This is a genomic window from Pseudomonas sp. KUIN-1 (assembly GCF_009176725.1).
GTDB classification, from domain to species: domain Bacteria; phylum Pseudomonadota; class Gammaproteobacteria; order Pseudomonadales; family Pseudomonadaceae; genus Aquipseudomonas; species Aquipseudomonas fragariae.
In genome coordinates, this window is sequence record NZ_AP020337.1 from 2,746,980 (window position 1) to 2,761,063 (window position 14,084).

The 14,084-nt window shown below is 58.2% G+C and carries 12 protein-coding genes; 6 read left to right on the forward strand and 6 right to left on the reverse strand.

The features are described from left to right. Positions 1 to 16 precede the first annotated feature (16 nt). The 4 genes from KUIN1_RS12745 to KUIN1_RS12760 form a co-directional block, all read right to left on the reverse strand. On the reverse strand, positions 17 to 850 hold the full coding sequence (locus KUIN1_RS12745) for a carbohydrate ABC transporter permease (RefSeq protein WP_003347187.1): 834 nt from the start codon (positions 848 to 850) through the stop codon (positions 17 to 19). 10 nt (positions 851 to 860) lie between these two features. Further along, positions 861 to 1,793, reverse strand: coding sequence for a carbohydrate ABC transporter permease (locus KUIN1_RS12750; RefSeq protein WP_011267681.1), 933 nt, complete (start codon positions 1,791 to 1,793; stop codon positions 861 to 863). An 87-nt stretch (positions 1,794 to 1,880) separates the two neighbouring features. Then, positions 1,881 to 3,203: an ABC transporter substrate-binding protein gene (locus KUIN1_RS12755; protein ID WP_152092021.1), complete on the reverse strand. Its 1,323-nt coding sequence runs from the start codon at positions 3,201 to 3,203 to the stop codon at positions 1,881 to 1,883. Between the two features lie 240 nt (positions 3,204 to 3,443). Continuing rightward, on the reverse strand, positions 3,444 to 4,349 hold the full coding sequence (locus KUIN1_RS12760) for an AraC family transcriptional regulator (protein WP_003402817.1): 906 nt from the start codon (positions 4,347 to 4,349) through the stop codon (positions 3,444 to 3,446). A 119-nt stretch (positions 4,350 to 4,468) separates the two neighbouring features. Here KUIN1_RS12760 and cobF point away from each other — a divergent pair, with 119 nt between their 5' ends. Further along, on the forward strand, positions 4,469 to 5,227 hold the full coding sequence (gene cobF / locus KUIN1_RS12765) for a precorrin-6A synthase (deacetylating) (RefSeq protein ID WP_011267684.1): 759 nt from the start codon (positions 4,469 to 4,471) through the stop codon (positions 5,225 to 5,227). A gap of 160 nt (positions 5,228 to 5,387) precedes the next feature. On the opposite strand, the gene KUIN1_RS12770 is transcribed toward cobF, so the two are convergent. Next, entirely contained in the window at positions 5,388 to 6,731 is a 1,344-nt protein-coding gene (locus KUIN1_RS12770) for a glycosyltransferase (RefSeq protein ID WP_172980054.1), read from the reverse strand. Then, a complete protein-coding gene (locus tag KUIN1_RS12775; protein ID WP_003369350.1) occupies positions 6,724 to 7,095 on the reverse strand; it encodes a response regulator in 372 nt (123 codons plus the stop codon). The genes KUIN1_RS12770 and KUIN1_RS12775 overlap by 8 nt, the downstream gene beginning before the upstream one ends. A 332-nt stretch (positions 7,096 to 7,427) precedes the next feature. Here KUIN1_RS12775 and KUIN1_RS12780 point away from each other — a divergent pair, with 332 nt between their 5' ends. From KUIN1_RS12780 to KUIN1_RS12800, 5 genes are all read left to right on the forward strand, one after another. Then, positions 7,428 to 10,946 (forward strand): response regulator, encoded by a 3,519-nt coding sequence (locus tag KUIN1_RS12780; protein ID WP_024660620.1) that lies wholly within the window; start codon positions 7,428 to 7,430, stop codon positions 10,944 to 10,946. A gap of 49 nt (positions 10,947 to 10,995) precedes the next feature. Then, on the forward strand, positions 10,996 to 11,817 hold the full coding sequence (locus KUIN1_RS12785) for a CheR family methyltransferase (protein WP_024638804.1): 822 nt from the start codon (positions 10,996 to 10,998) through the stop codon (positions 11,815 to 11,817). Continuing rightward, the gene (locus KUIN1_RS12790) at positions 11,814 to 12,428 is read left to right on the forward strand and encodes a chemotaxis protein CheB (RefSeq protein WP_058822173.1); all 615 of its coding nucleotides are present in this window, start codon (positions 11,814 to 11,816) and stop codon (positions 12,426 to 12,428) included. The genes KUIN1_RS12785 and KUIN1_RS12790 overlap by 4 nt, the downstream gene beginning before the upstream one ends. Beyond that, a complete protein-coding gene (locus KUIN1_RS12795; protein ID WP_011267688.1) occupies positions 12,422 to 13,603 on the forward strand; it encodes a hybrid sensor histidine kinase/response regulator in 1,182 nt (393 codons plus the stop codon). Before KUIN1_RS12790 ends, KUIN1_RS12795 begins: the two co-directional genes overlap by 7 nt. Positions 13,604 to 13,704: 101 nt before the next feature. After that, entirely contained in the window at positions 13,705 to 14,082 is a 378-nt protein-coding gene (locus tag KUIN1_RS12800) for a response regulator (RefSeq protein WP_003318062.1), read from the forward strand. Positions 14,083 to 14,084: the final 2 nt, after the last annotated feature.

Consider the following 14,084-nt stretch of genomic DNA (forward strand, 5'->3'; position numbering starts at 1 on the left):
TGTTCTTTGGGCCGGGCTATTTGACAGCGCCGAACGACAGGCCGCGAACCAGTTGTTTCTGACTGATCCAGCCGAAAATCAGAATGGGTGCACAGGCCAGGGTCGAGACCGCTGACAGCTTGGCCCAGAACAACCCTTCAGGGCTGGAGTAGGAAGCGATCAAGGCCGTCAACGGCGCTGCGGCGGACGAGGTGAGGTTCAGCGACCAGAATGCTTCGTTCCAGCACAGGATCAGCGACAGCAACGCGGTGGAAGCCAGGCCGCCCTTGCAGATCGGCATCAGCACGCGAAAGATCTCCTGACGGGTGCTGGCCCCGTCCAGCCGTGAGGCCTCGAGGATCTCGCCGGGGATATCCTTGAAGTAGGTGTAAATCATCCAGACCACGATCGGCAGGTTGATCAGCGTATAGATGATGATCAGCGCCAGCCGCGAATCGAGCAGGCCAAAGGTCTTGGCCAGCAGATAGATCGGCATCAGCACGCCCACCGGCGGCAGCATCTTGGTCGAGAGCATCCACAGCAGTGTGCTCTTGGTGCGCTTGGTCTCGAAAAACGCCATGGAATACGCCGCAGGAATCGCGATCAGCATGGCCAGCACCGTGGCGCTGAAGGAAATCAGCACCGAGTTCCAGGCAAAATGGAAGTAATCGCTGCGCTCCTGAATATGCAGGTAGTTTTCCAGCGTCGGCGTGAAGAACAGCTGTGGCGGTGTCGCGAACGCATCGATCTCGGTCTTGAAGCTGGTCAGGACCATCCAGAAGATCGGAAAGAACACCAGCGCAGCGATGATCCAGGACAGGGCCCCGAGCAGCAGGCTTTGCAGACGGCGTGATTGTTTGAGGGTCATCATGGCAAGGTCCTCATGACTTGTCGGTGAGGTTTTTGCCGATCATCCGGATCAGGATGATCGCCGCGATGTTGGCTATGACCACGGCAATCAGCCCGCCCGCCGAGGCCATGCCGACGTCGAACTGCAGCAGCGCCTGGATATAGATCAGGTAAGCCAGGTTGGTCGAGGCAAAGCCCGGCCCGCCGTTGGTCGTGGTGAAGATTTCAGCGAATACCGAAAGCAGGAAGATCGTTTCGATCATCACCACCACGGCAATCGGACGCGCCAGGTGCGGCAGGGTCAGGTGCCAGAAGATCGCCAGCGGACCTGCGCCGTCCAGCCGCGCTGCTTCTTTCTGCTCCTGATCCAGTGACTGCATGGCGGTCATCAGGATCAGAATGGCGAACGGCAGCCATTGCCAGGACACAATGATGATGATCGACAGCATCGGGTAATGGGCAAACCAGTCAATCGGTTCGGCGCCGAAGAACTTCCAGACCGCCGCAAGTACGCCGGACACCGGATGAAAGATCAGATTTTTCCAGATCAGCGCACTGACCGTGGGCATGATGAAGAACGGCGAGATCAACAGCACACGGACGATGCCGCGACCGAAAAACTCGCTGGCCTCCAGCAGCGCCGAAATCAGCACGCCGAAGATCACACTGATCGCCAGCACGCTGCCGACCAGCAGCAGGGTATTGCCGGCACCCGGCAAAAAGCCGCTGTCGGTCACGAAATACTGGAAGTTCTCCAAGCCGACGAATTCGTTTTCGCCAGGGGAGAGCAGGTTGTAGCGGATCAGCGAGAAGTAAATGGTCATGCCCAGCGGCACGATCATCCACACCAGCAGAAGCGCTACCGAAGGACTGACCAGAAACCAGCCCGGCTTGAATCGACGGTTTTTGAGCGGTTGCTGTTCGCCGGACAGGTCCGTGCGTTCAGGGGAGGCTGAGGTATTCATGGGGAGCTCCGAACCGGATTGCACCAGAGTTGTTGCGCAGTTGAGCGACAGGGCGAGAGCATTGGCTTTCGCCCTGGTGCGTGACAGTTACTTTTTCGGGTAACCCGCTCGTTTCATGTCGCGCGCGGTCGCGGTTTGCGCATTCTGCAAGGCCTGATCCACAGTGGACTGACCTATGAGCGCTGCGGAGAACTGCTGACCGACGCTGGTGCCGATGGCCTGGAACTCGGGAATGGTGACCAGTTGAATGCCGACGTAAGGCACGGGATCGCGTGTCGGGGCCTTGGGATTGGCTTTCTTGAGCGATTCCAGTGTGATGTTGGCAAACGGTGCAGCCTTTTTATACTCGTCGGTATAGGTCGAGGCGCGCGTGCCCGGCGGTACGTTGGATACACCGTCGGTATCGGCGACCAATTTGGCGTACTCTTTCGAGGTCGCCCACTGGGTGAACTCGGCAGCATCCTTGGTGTTCTTGGCGCTGGTCGGGATCGCCAGCGACCACGAGTAAAGCCACGATGAGCCCTTGTCGGTCACTTCGTGCGGGGCGTAGGTGAAGCCGACGCTGTCAGCCACTTTGCTCTGCTTCTTGTCGGTCACGAACGAACCGGCCACGCTGGCATCCACCCAGATGGCGCATTTGCCGCTGTTGAACAGCGCAAGGTTCTCGTTGAAACCGTTACTTGAGGCACCCGGCGGGCCAAATTTCTTCATGGTATTGACGTAGAAGTTCAGCGCATCCTTCCATTCTGGCTGATCGAACTGTGGCGTCCACTGCTCATCGAACCAGCGTCCGCCATAGGCGTTGGCCAGCGTGGTGATCAGCGCCATGTTCTCGCCCCAGCCAGCCTTGCCGCGCAGACACAGGCCGTACTGTTCCTTGGACTTGTCGGTCAGTTTCTCGGCGAACCCGGCGATCTGGGTCCAGGTAGGGCGCTCGGGCATGGTCAGGCCTGCGGCCTTGAACAGGTCGGTGCGGTAGTAGGTGATCGAGGCTTCAGCATAGAACGGCAGGGCAAACAGTTTGTCGTCCACCGACAGGCCGTCGCGTACTGATGTGAACACATCCTTCAGATCGTAGCTGTCAGGCAGGTCTTTCATTTCCTGCAGCCAGCCTTTCTGACCCCAGAGTGAGGCTTCGTACATGCCGATGGTCAGCACGTCGAACTGGCCGCCCTTGGTGGCGATGTCGGTGGTCAGGCGTTGACGCAGGACGTTCTCTTCCAGCACGACCCAATTGAGCTTGATATCGGGGTGCTTTTCTTCGAAGGTCTTGGAGAGGCGTTGCATGCGAATCATGTCGCTGTTGTTGACCGTGGCGATGGTCACGGTCCCCGCGGTGGCACTGCCACTGAACACGAAACAGGTGCTGAGGACGGAACTGGCGAGCAGAAGTTTTGCTGAGTTCTTCATTGATCACTCCTCTTCCACGCCCAAAGGACTGCAGAAGGATGGTTATTGTTTTTTTCTCTTCCGGAGGTGAGGAAGATGTGCATTGATTACACCGGCGTTCGGTCTGAAAGACAAATCCTGCGCCGCACTCTGACTGATACTTTTTTGCACTCGGGTGGGAAAAGGCAACAGCGCCGAATCGCCCATAGGGCGGCTTCGACGCAACTCCAGCGTAGACGATGAGGGCGAGGGCGGGGCGAATCAGTACAGGTTTTGTTCGGTCAGACGCTGAACGGCGAGTCGGCGGTAGTGCGACGGAGTCATGCCCTTGAGTTGCTGAAAACGCCGATTGAAGTTGGAAATATTGTTGAATCCGGACTCGAAGCACACATCGGTGACCGGTTTGTCGCCGTCGGCGAGCAGTTCGCAGGATTTGCTGATACGCAGCCGGTTGACGAACTCCACGAAGCAGCGCCCGGTAGCCTGTTTGAACACCCGGGAAAAATAGGTCGGTTTCATGCCCAGATACTCGGCGACTTCCTCCAGCGGCAGCTCGCGGCCATAGTGGGCGAAAATATAATCCACCGCCCGGTTGGTGCGATCCACGCTGTGCTCGTCCGCCGTGTGGGCGACCGCCGTGCCTGACAGCAACTGGTAGTCGTCGCTGGCGGCGAGCAGTTCGAGCAGAATGAAGAAATGGCCCAGGCGAGTAATGCCTCGCGAGTCGGCGATTTTCTGCATCTGCTTCATGGCCTGACGAATCGTGCGTTTGCAGCGAAATTCGATGCCGTAGCGGGCGCGCTCCAATAACGGCGTCAGGGTCTTGAGCTCGGCAAACACCTGGTTGCCGCTTTCCAGCAGCTCATCGGTAAAGTTGACCAGCATGTCGCGCTTGGGCACCACTTCACCGTCGTCGATCTGGCTGATCCAGTTATGCGGCAGGTTGGGGCCGGTGAGAAACAGGCTGGCAGGATTGAAATTGCCGATGTAGTCGCCGACAAACACCTTGCCGGAGCTGGCGACGATCAGGTGCAGTTCATATTCCTTGTGGAAGTGCCAGCGCACCAGCGGGCAGGGGAAACCATGCTCGCGGTAGATGATCGACAGACCGTTGTGGTCGTCCATCAGTTCGTAGGAAGGGTCGGCGATTCTTGTTGTTTTATTCATTGGCGATGTCATGTTCATCTGTTGCCAAAAGAGTAATGTGCCTGATTTTTCAGTTCAATGCCCGGTCATTGGCAAAAATCGCCTACGATCAGGCCTCTGCACAGAGGAGGCGTTGACCGATGAAACAGATCCTGCTGATCGGCATGGGGGCCGGGGATCCCGAACAGATCACCCTGCAGGCCGTTGCGGCCCTGAACCTTGCAGAGGTGATCTTCATCCTCGACAAGGGCTACGTCGACGATCAGTTGCTGAGGCTGCGCAAAGAGCTCTGTCAGCGCTATATCACTCATCAACGCTACCGTCTGGTGCAAGTCCAGGACCCTCGACGTGAAGATGATCCAGAGGCCTACGAGCGCGGCATCGAGGGGTGGCACGAACAGCGCGCGGTACTGTTCGAGCGGCTGTTGACCGATGAACTTGACGTGGATCAGGTCGGCGCGTTTCTGGTCTGGGGCGACCCGTCGCTCTACGACAGTACGATGCGCATCCTTGACCAGGTTCTGGCGCGGGGTAAGGAGGCTTTCGAGTATCAGGTGATACCCGGTATCACCAGCGTCCAGAGTCTGGTCGCGCGGCACCGCATCCCGCTCAATCGCATTGGCGAGTCGATTCTTGTCACCACCGGCCGACGCATGGCGACAGCTCCGCTGCAGCACCCCGGCAACGTCGTGGTGATGCTCGACGCGCACTGCACATTCGAGCGTTATACGGGGCAGGGGCTGGACATCTATTGGGGCGCGTACCTGGGCACGCCGGACGAGATACTGGTGGCCGGACGGCTGGATGATGTCTGCGAGCAGATCAAGCGCCTGCGCAGCGAGGCACGCGAGCGCAAGGGGTGGATCATGGATACCTATTTGCTGCGCAAACCGGCCTAGGCTCTGCAGGAAAAGTGGCTGCGCTCGGTGATGCTGCGTTAAAAACAGGCTCGTGCGCGAGTTCGATCGGAATGCTCATTTACAACACGTAGAGTCGAACGCGACCCCGGCCGTTCCTCGCCTGTTTTTGCCTTGCCTGACCTTCGCTCGCCGACTTTTCTCATTGAGCCTGAGCCGGTTTTTCATCCTTGTTGCGATTCTTCGCTTCGATCCACTGCGCCATGTATTTGGTGCTCTTGTGGTGATGGTGCCGCAGCATGGCGCCGGTGAAGTTCGCCAGTCGATGCTCCGTCAGTCCGTTGCGAAGGGTCTCGATGCGCTCGATCAGGCTCGCACAGTGCTGCCGATGCTGGAAGCGTGCCTGCAGCAACGCCTGACCCGCTTGTTGCGCTTCAAGCCAGAGGTTCTGGTCCTGATACAGCCTGACCGCAGCGCCAGCGATTTCCGCAGGGTTATCGGCAATGATGCCGGGCCACGGCAGCCCGCCGCTCATGGCTTCCGCACCCACCGGCGTCGTGACTGACGGCGTTCCGCAGAGCATCGCGTCCATCAGCTTGCCCTTGATGCCGGCCCCGAAGCGCAATGGCGCGAGGCACACCCGCGCGTTGGACATGACCTCCAGCGCATCCTCGGCCCAGTGCTTCACATGAAAGCCCTGAGCGGCATTGTGCAGCGCCGAGGCCTTGGGTGGCGTATAGGCGCCATAAATGTGTAGCTGGGCTTCGTGCAGTTGCTGGCGAATCAGCGGCCAGATAACGGTTTTCATCCACAGCACGGCATCCCAGTTGGGCGCATGGCGGAAGTTGCCGATGCTGAGGAAGTGCGCACGCTGTACAAAAGGCCGGAAGCTGTCGGGAATACCGTCGATCATCAACGGGCACCAGTGCAGCAGCGCCGCGGGCAGGCCGAAAGGGCCGCTCAACAGCGCGATTTCGACATCCGACGTCATCAGGTTGAGGTCGCAGCGATACAACGAAGCAATTTCGCGCTGCGCCAGATCACTGGAGGCTATTTGCCGGAAAAGCTGCGGCGCTGAAACGTCGGCGCTGCCCGGCCCGGCCGCGGCGCAATCGCTGTTCAGCGAGTCCTTCAGCAACTGATGGCGTGCGTGGCGCAGGCTCTGGAAATCCGACGTCTCCAGCATCCGCAGTGCGTCAGGACACTGCTGCTCGACCCGCCAGCCGAACTGCTCCTCGATCATGAACTGATCGAAGAGCACCACATCAGGCTGCAATTGGCTGACAAATACATCAAAACTGCTGTCGTTGAGCGTGATGTGCACTTCACTGATGCCCAGACTGAGCAGATCGGCGCGATGCTCGCCCTCGGTGGCAGGGCTGGCAAAGGTGATCTGCCAGTCCTGCTCCAGAAAGCATTGAATCAGTTGCATCATGTGCCCGCTGGCGGCCGAAGATCGCGGCTCGGGCCATACGTAGCCGATGATCAACAGGCGGGTGCTGGCAGGCTTATCGGTGCGGTTGAAGGCAGCGTCGATGTCAGTCAAGGCTGTTTCCAAGAATGCTTTTTACCTTGTCGCGCAACTGGTCGATGGAGAACGGCTTGCCGATCGAGTGCATGCCTGGCGGCACGTCGATATTTTCCGAGTAACCGCTGGCGAACAGCACGGGCAATTGCGGGCGAAGTTCGATGACCTTTTTGGCCAGTGCAGTGCCTTTCATGTCAGGCAGCCCCTGGTCAGTCATCAACAGGTCGATGTGATTGGAATCGTCTGCAACAAAGGTGAGTGCCGACGTAGCGTCCTCGGCTTCCAGTACCTTGTATTCCAGCTCTTCGAGCACGTCGACAATCAGCATGCGCACAATGGCGTCGTCTTCGACCACGAGAATGGTGCGGGCTGTGTCGGGCATGGTTGACTCCTTAAACCTGAATAATGGTGATAGCGCAGACGGTGTGGAGTTTCGCGCATCCTTTCCCCTCGACTCAGGGTAACCGAGCGAGGGCCTGTCCGCTGTCGATACAGTCCCTGTATCAGTAAATAAAAACCGTGTGGAAGTTCAATCGAGGCACAAATACCGTAAATCGCGAGGGCGACTCACGGGTTGGCGTCATTAATGAATACCGGCGTGAGCTTATCGCCCATTTATGTGTGAAATTTCAATCCTCTATGTCAGAAATAAGAGTGTTTTCTGTAGGTTTACGGCAAACTCTACGGTTTTGATCCATTGGTCAGGGATATTTCATGAATCGGACGTCTGTTGTCGATGAACAACGCTTTCGAAAATTGCTGGGACGTAACGTTGGCTTGCCACTGGGTGTCGGTGTACTGAGTGCAGTTTTCTTCATTCTGCTGATCAGTTATCTGCTCACTGCAATACAGTGGGTCGAGCACACTGACCGGGTGATCAACAACACCAACCGCTCAATGAAACTGTCGATAGACATGGAAACCGGCATGCGCGGTTTTCTGTTGACGGGGGATCAGCATTTTCTCGACCCCTATGAGGTCGCCAAGCCGCTGTTGCTCGCCGAGCTGCAGGGGCTGGAGAAACTGGTAGACGACAACCCCACGCAACTGGATCGGTTCAGACGTCTGTCCACACTGCAGCAGGAGTGGAATGCGTTCGCCCAGGAGATGATCACGTTGCGGCGCACCAACGGCGATTATCAGACGCCGGTACTGGCCGGACGTGGCAAGCGAATCACCGATCAGATCCGTACTGAATATGATCAGGCGGTGGAAATGGAGCAGCAACTTCGTCTGACCCGCAATGCGGAAGTCACGCGCAGTACCATCCTTTCCGTCACCCTTTATCTGATATTCGTGGTGGTCGTCAGCGCAATTCTGGCCTATATCGGTCGCAGGGATCTGCTGTCGCTGTCGAATACCTACAGCGAAAACCTCAGGCTTCAGGAAATCAATTCCGAGCGTCTGCAGAAAGTGGCCTGGCTGCGCAATGGCCAGAGCGAGCTGGCTGAGCAGGTTCTGGGGCAACTGACGCTGAGCATGCTGGGCCGCAATATCCTCCAGTTCCTGACCCAATACCTGGGCGCGTCGGTGGCGGCGGTCTACATTCGCCAGGACCACGGCGGCCTCACACGGGCTGCCTCGTATGGCTTCTCCCGCGAACAGGAGCAGCAGGATCAGACCATTCACAGTGATGAAGGCATTGTCGGGCAGGCCGCCCAGCAGGACCGCATCATTACCCTGGATGAACTGCCGGATAATTACTTCAAGGTTGCGTCCGGCCTGGGCGAGGGCTCGCCGCGCAGCGTGGTGGTGGTGCCAACCAGCAATGACGATCAGGTCAACGGCGTGATCGAACTGGGTTTTCTGCGCGCCCTGACCGAGCGGGACATCGAGTTCCTTGAGCTGGTGGCGGACAACGTCGGCACGTCCATCGAAGCCGCCCGTTATCGCCAGCGTCTGCAGGAGGTGCTGGCCGAGACCCAGCAGCTCAACGAAGAGCTGCAGGTGCAGCAGGAAGAACTGCGCACCGCCAACGAAGAGCTGGAGGAGCAGTCGCGCATCCTCAAGGAATCCCAGGCTCATCTGGAGACCCAGCAGGCCGAACTTGAGCAGACCAACGAGCAGTTGGCCGACCAGAGTCAAGCGCTGGCCGAGCAGCGCGATGCGCTGGATCGCAACAACGAAGAACTGAATATCGCCCAGGCCGAGTTGCAGGCGCGGGCGGACGAGCTGCAGCGTGCCAGCAAGTACAAGTCCGAGTTCCTCGCCAATATGTCCCACGAGTTGCGCACGCCGCTCAACAGCTCGCTGATCCTCGCCAAGCTGCTGGCCGAGAACCCGGGCGAAAACCTCACCGCCGAACAGGTCAAGTTTGCCGAGTCGATCTATTCGGCAGGTAATGACCTGCTGAATCTGATCAACGACATTCTGGATATTTCCAAGGTCGAAGCCGGCAAGCTGGAAATGCGTCCGGAAAACAGCAGCGTGTCCCGTCTGGTTGAAGGTCTGCGGACACTCTTCCAGCCGCTCGCCGCCGAGAAGAAACTGGCGTTTACCGTCGACATCCAGGCCGGTGCGCCCACCATGCTGTTCACGGATCGCCAGCGCCTTGAGCAGATCCTCAAGAACCTGCTGTCCAACGCGATCAAGTTCACCGAGGCCGGCTCGGTCAGCATGGTCGTCTCGCGCCAGCCAGGCGCCGGTATCGCGTTCATTGTGCGTGACTCGGGCATCGGCATCGCCGAGGAGCATCAGCAGGGTATTTTCGAAGCGTTCCGTCAGGCAGACGGCACCACCAACCGACGTTATGGCGGTACCGGCTTGGGGCTGTCGATTTCACGAGATCTGGCGGCATTACTGGGCGGATCGATCAGTGTCACCAGCGCACCGGGGCAGGGCAGTATTTTCAGCCTGGTGCTGCCGGAGCATTACGTCGAGCAAGACGATCGCGAGCCGGGCAGCGATCTGCCGATCGTGTCAGCGCCTGCTGCGCTACAGCCGTATGCCCCTGTGCTTCCGGTCATTGCGCAGCCCGTTCCGGCACCCGTGCCGATGGATACGCCGGTGCCGGTATTTGACGACGACCGTGACAAGGCACCTTTCCAGCGGCGCTGCATCCTGGTGATCGAAGATGAAGTGCGATTCGCCCAGATTCTCTACGACCTGGCCCATGAGCTGGGTTACGACTGTCTGGTGGCGCATGCTGCCGACGATGGCTTCAATCTGGCATCCCGTTATACGCCGGATGCGATCCTGCTGGACATGCGCCTGCCGGACCATTCGGGCCTGACCGTGCTGCAACGTCTCAAGGAGCTGGCGCCCACCCGGCACATTCCCGTGCACGTGATCTCGGTCGAAGATCGTCAGGAAGCCGCATTGCACATGGGCGCCATTGGCTACGCGGTCAAGCCGACCACACGCGAAGAGCTCAAGGACGTGTTCGCCAAGCTGGAGGCCAAGCTGACGCAGAAGGTCAAGCGTATCCTGCTGGTCGAGGACGACGCGCTGCAGCGTGACAGCATCGCGCGCCTGATCGGTGACGATGATATTGAAATCACGGCGGTAGGCTTCGCCCAGGAGGCGCTGGACCTGCTGCGCGATCATGTCTATGACTGCATGATCATCGACCTGAAGCTGCCGGACATGCTCGGCAATGAGTTGCTCAAGCGCATGTCGATGGAAGACATCTGCGCCTTCCCGCCGGTCATCGTCTATACCGGCCGCAACATGACCCGCGATGAAGAAGCCGAGCTGATGAAGTATTCGCGTTCGATCATCATCAAGGGCGCGCGCTCGCCGGAAAGGCTGCTCGATGAGGTGACGCTGTTTCTGCACAAGGTCGAATCGCAACTGTCCAACGAGCGACAAAAGATGCTCAAGACCGCGCGTAGCCGTGACAAGGTCTTCGAGGCGCGCAAGATCCTCGTGGTCGACGACGATGTGCGCAATATCTTCGCGCTGACCAGCGCTCTGGAACATAAAGGCGCGGTGGTGGAAATCGCCCGCAATGGTCTGGAGGCGATTGCCAGGCTTAACGAGGTAGAAGACATCGATCTGGTCCTGATGGATGTGATGATGCCTGAGATGGACGGCTATGAAGCGACCATCGAGATTCGCAAGGATCCGCGCTGGCGCAAACTGCCGATCATCGCCGTCACGGCCAAGGCCATGAAAGATGATCAGGAACGCTGCCTGCAAGCGGGTTCCAACGATTACCTGGCCAAGCCCATTGATCTGGACCGTCTGTTTTCGCTGATTCGCGTCTGGCTGCCGAAGATGGAGCGTATCTGAATGAGGGCTCAATGTAGAGGCGTCTGCGATGACAAGCCCGGACCGCACCATGCACCGTGATCGAAGCATGGATATCGAGCTGCGCCTGCTGATCGAGGCGATTTACCTTCAATACAGCTACGACTTTCGTGATTACTCCGGCGCTTCGGTCAAGCGTCGCGTGATCCATGCGCTGCGTCAGTTCGATTGTGCGACCATCTCCGCCCTGCAGGAACGTGTGCTCCACGATCCTGCAGCATTCATGCAACTGCTGCAGATTCTCACGATTCCGGTCAGTGAGATGTTCCGTGACCCGTCGCATTTTCTGGCAATCCGCAACGAGGTCGTGCCGGTACTGCGCACCTACCCATCACTCAAGGTGTGGATTGCCGGTTGCAGCACGGGCGAGGAGGTCTATTCCACGGCTATTCTGTTGCGCGAGGAGGGGCTGTTGGAGCGGACCATCATCTATGCGACCGATATCAACCCCAGCTCGCTGGAAAAGGCCAAGCAGGGCATCTTCTCCATGGACAACGTGCGGGCCTATGCCGAGAACTATCGAAAGGCGGGAGGGCAGCGCGATTTTGCCGAGTACTACACGTCTGCCTATGACTATGCGATCTTCGACAAGACGCTGTGCGAGAACGTCACGTTTGCCGATCACAGTCTGGCCACAGATAGTGTATTCTCCGAAACGCAATTTATTTCTTGTCGTAACGTACTGATTTATTTCAACAAAAAGCTTCAGGATCGAGCGTTCGGGCTGTTTCATGATTCGTTGTGCCATCGTGGCTTTCTGGCGTTGGGCAGCAAGGAAACCCTGGATTTCTCCGCCTACGGTGGCGCCTTCGAGGCGCTGGTGAAGCCCGAGCGGATTTACCGGAAATTATGAAAATCACGTTTGGCGATGACACGCTCAGCCACCCGTTGCCCGTGGTCGATGCCATTGTCGTCGGCGCCTCGGCGGGCGGCGTGGAGGCGCTGCTGAAAATATTCAGCGGCCTGCGCAAGGGGTTTACGTTACCAATCCTGATGGTCCTGCATTTGCCTGATGACCGGCTCAGCCAGTTGGCCAATGTGTTTCAGAACCGGCTGGCGATTCCGGTCAAGGAAGCCGACGACAAGGAGGGCATCGCGCCCGGCACTTTGTACGTTGCGCCAGCGGGCTATCATGTTTCGGTGGAGTCTGACTTTTCCCTGTCATTGAGTCAGGAGGACAGGGTGTTTTATTCGAGGCCCAGTATCGACATTCTGTTCGGTTCGGCCGCTGATGCCTATGGGCCGAGACTGGCTGGCGTGCTGTTGACCGGCGCCAACAATGACGGCGCGAACGGATTGCTGCAGATCAAGAAGTATGGTGGTTTCACGGTGATTCAGGACCCGTCGCAGGCTCAGGCTTCTACCATGCCTGAAGCTGGCCTGGCGCTGCACTCGCCCGATTACCTCCTTTCCCTGAACGATATTGGCCGCTTGCTGGTCGAGCTGGAACGAAGCGCATGTTAAGTGAAATTCAGGCAAAACTGCTCATCGTTGACGATTTGCCGGAAAACCTGCTGGCGCTCGAAGCGCTGATCAAGCGCGGTGATCGAATCGTCTACAAGGCGCTGTCTGCGGACGAAGCGCTGTCACTGTTGCTGCAGCACGAATTCGCCATGGCCATCCTCGACGTTCAGATGCCCGGAATGAACGGCTTCGAACTGGCCGAGCTGATGCGCAGCACGGAAAAGACCAAAAGCATTCCAATTGTCTTCGTCAGTGCTGCCGGCCGCGAGCTGAATTACGCCTTCAAGGGCTATGAAAGCGGTGCCGTGGATTTTCTGCACAAGCCGCTGGATATTCACGCGGTGAAGAGCAAGGTCAACGTGTTCGTCGATCTTTACCGACAGCGCAAGGCCATGAAAATACAGGTCGAGGAGCTTGAGCGCAGTCGTCAGGAGCAGGAAGCCCTGCTCAAGCGTCTGCAGTCGACCCAGGGCGAGCTGGAACACGCGATTCGCATGCGGGACGACTTCATGTCCATCGTGTCCCACGAGGTGCGCACGCCGCTCAACGGCCTGATTCTGGAAACCCAGCTGCGCAAGCTGCACCTGGCCAAGGACAACGCGGCGGCGTTTACCATGGAGAAGCTGCGCGCGATGGTCGATCGCGACGAGCGACAGATTCAGAGCCTCATCCGCCTGATCGAAGACATGCTCGACGTATCAAGGATCCGTACTGGCAAGCTGTCGATCAGACCGAGCCCGTTCGACCTGAGCGAACTGGTCACGCAACTGCTGGAGAGCTTTGCCGCGCAGATCGCCGCCGCCAATTCCACCATCACCCGGTTCGCCGAACAGCCGGTGATCGGTGTCTGGGACGAATTCCGTATCGAGCAGGTGGTTGCCAACCTGCTGACCAACGCGCTGCGCTACGGTGCGCGAAAGCCGATTGAAGTGCATGTGTACAGCAAGGACAGCGAGGCTTTCATCGAAGTCAGGGATCAAGGTATTGGCATTACGGCCGAAAACCAGAAGCGCATCTTTCAGCAGTTCGAGCGGGTGTCGAGCAATCACGCGGTTGCCGGGTTGGGTCTTGGGTTGTTCATTTCCGATCAGATCGTCATGGCGCACGGCGGTCGCATCGAGGTGGAAAGTGAAGAGGGCAAGGGTTCGGTGTTTCGTATCTGCCTGCCTCTGTAAGGTCGCCGCCACCGGCAATAAAGTTTAATCACAGGTTGGCGCAACCTCCCATGCGTGCCGTGGTCGTAATGGCAGCTATTTATAAGATCAAAGGCAGTTCAATGAGCGCTGATGCAGAAAACGTCGTACTAATCGTCGAAGACGAGCCCCTGATCCTGATGCTTCTGGCCGATTATCTGTCGGGTGAGGGTTATCGTGTCCTGAAAGCCGAGAACGGCGAGCAGGCTTTCGAGATTCTGGCGACCAAACCCCATCTCGACCTGATGATTACCGATTATCGGCTGCCGGGCGGCGTTTCGGGCGTCCAGATTGCCGAGCCTGCGATCATGCTGCGGCCTGAGTTGAAGGTGATCTTCATCAGCGGTTACCCGGCGGAGATACTCGACTCGGGCAGCCCGATTGCGCTGAAGGCGCCCATTCTTGCCAAACCCTTCACCATGGACACCCTGCATACCCAGATTCAGAAGCTGCTGGCTTGATG

Excerpts from the sequence above, each read along its gene's own strand:
- KUIN1_RS12785 (WP_024638804.1), top strand. The coding sequence starts at position 10,996 with ATGCACCGTGATCGAAGCATGGATATCGAGCTGCGCCTGCTGATCGAG.
- KUIN1_RS12775 (WP_003369350.1), bottom strand. The coding sequence starts at position 7,095 with ATGCCCGACACAGCCCGCACCATTCTCGTGGTCGAAGACGACGCCATT.
- KUIN1_RS12760 (WP_003402817.1), bottom strand. The coding sequence starts at position 4,349 with ATGAATAAAACAACAAGAATCGCCGACCCTTCCTACGAACTGATGGAC.
- KUIN1_RS12745 (WP_003347187.1), bottom strand. The coding sequence starts at position 850 with ATGATGACCCTCAAACAATCACGCCGTCTGCAAAGCCTGCTGCTCGGG.
- KUIN1_RS12780 (WP_024660620.1), top strand. The coding sequence starts at position 7,428 with ATGAATCGGACGTCTGTTGTCGATGAACAACGCTTTCGAAAATTGCTG.
- cobF (WP_011267684.1), top strand. The coding sequence starts at position 4,469 with ATGAAACAGATCCTGCTGATCGGCATGGGGGCCGGGGATCCCGAACAG.
- KUIN1_RS12800 (WP_003318062.1), top strand. The coding sequence starts at position 13,705 with ATGAGCGCTGATGCAGAAAACGTCGTACTAATCGTCGAAGACGAGCCC.
- KUIN1_RS12755 (WP_152092021.1), bottom strand. The coding sequence starts at position 3,203 with ATGAAGAACTCAGCAAAACTTCTGCTCGCCAGTTCCGTCCTCAGCACC.
- KUIN1_RS12750 (WP_011267681.1), bottom strand. The coding sequence starts at position 1,793 with ATGAATACCTCAGCCTCCCCTGAACGCACGGACCTGTCCGGCGAACAG.
- KUIN1_RS12790 (WP_058822173.1), top strand. The coding sequence starts at position 11,814 with ATGAAAATCACGTTTGGCGATGACACGCTCAGCCACCCGTTGCCCGTG.
- KUIN1_RS12795 (WP_011267688.1), top strand. The coding sequence starts at position 12,422 with ATGTTAAGTGAAATTCAGGCAAAACTGCTCATCGTTGACGATTTGCCG.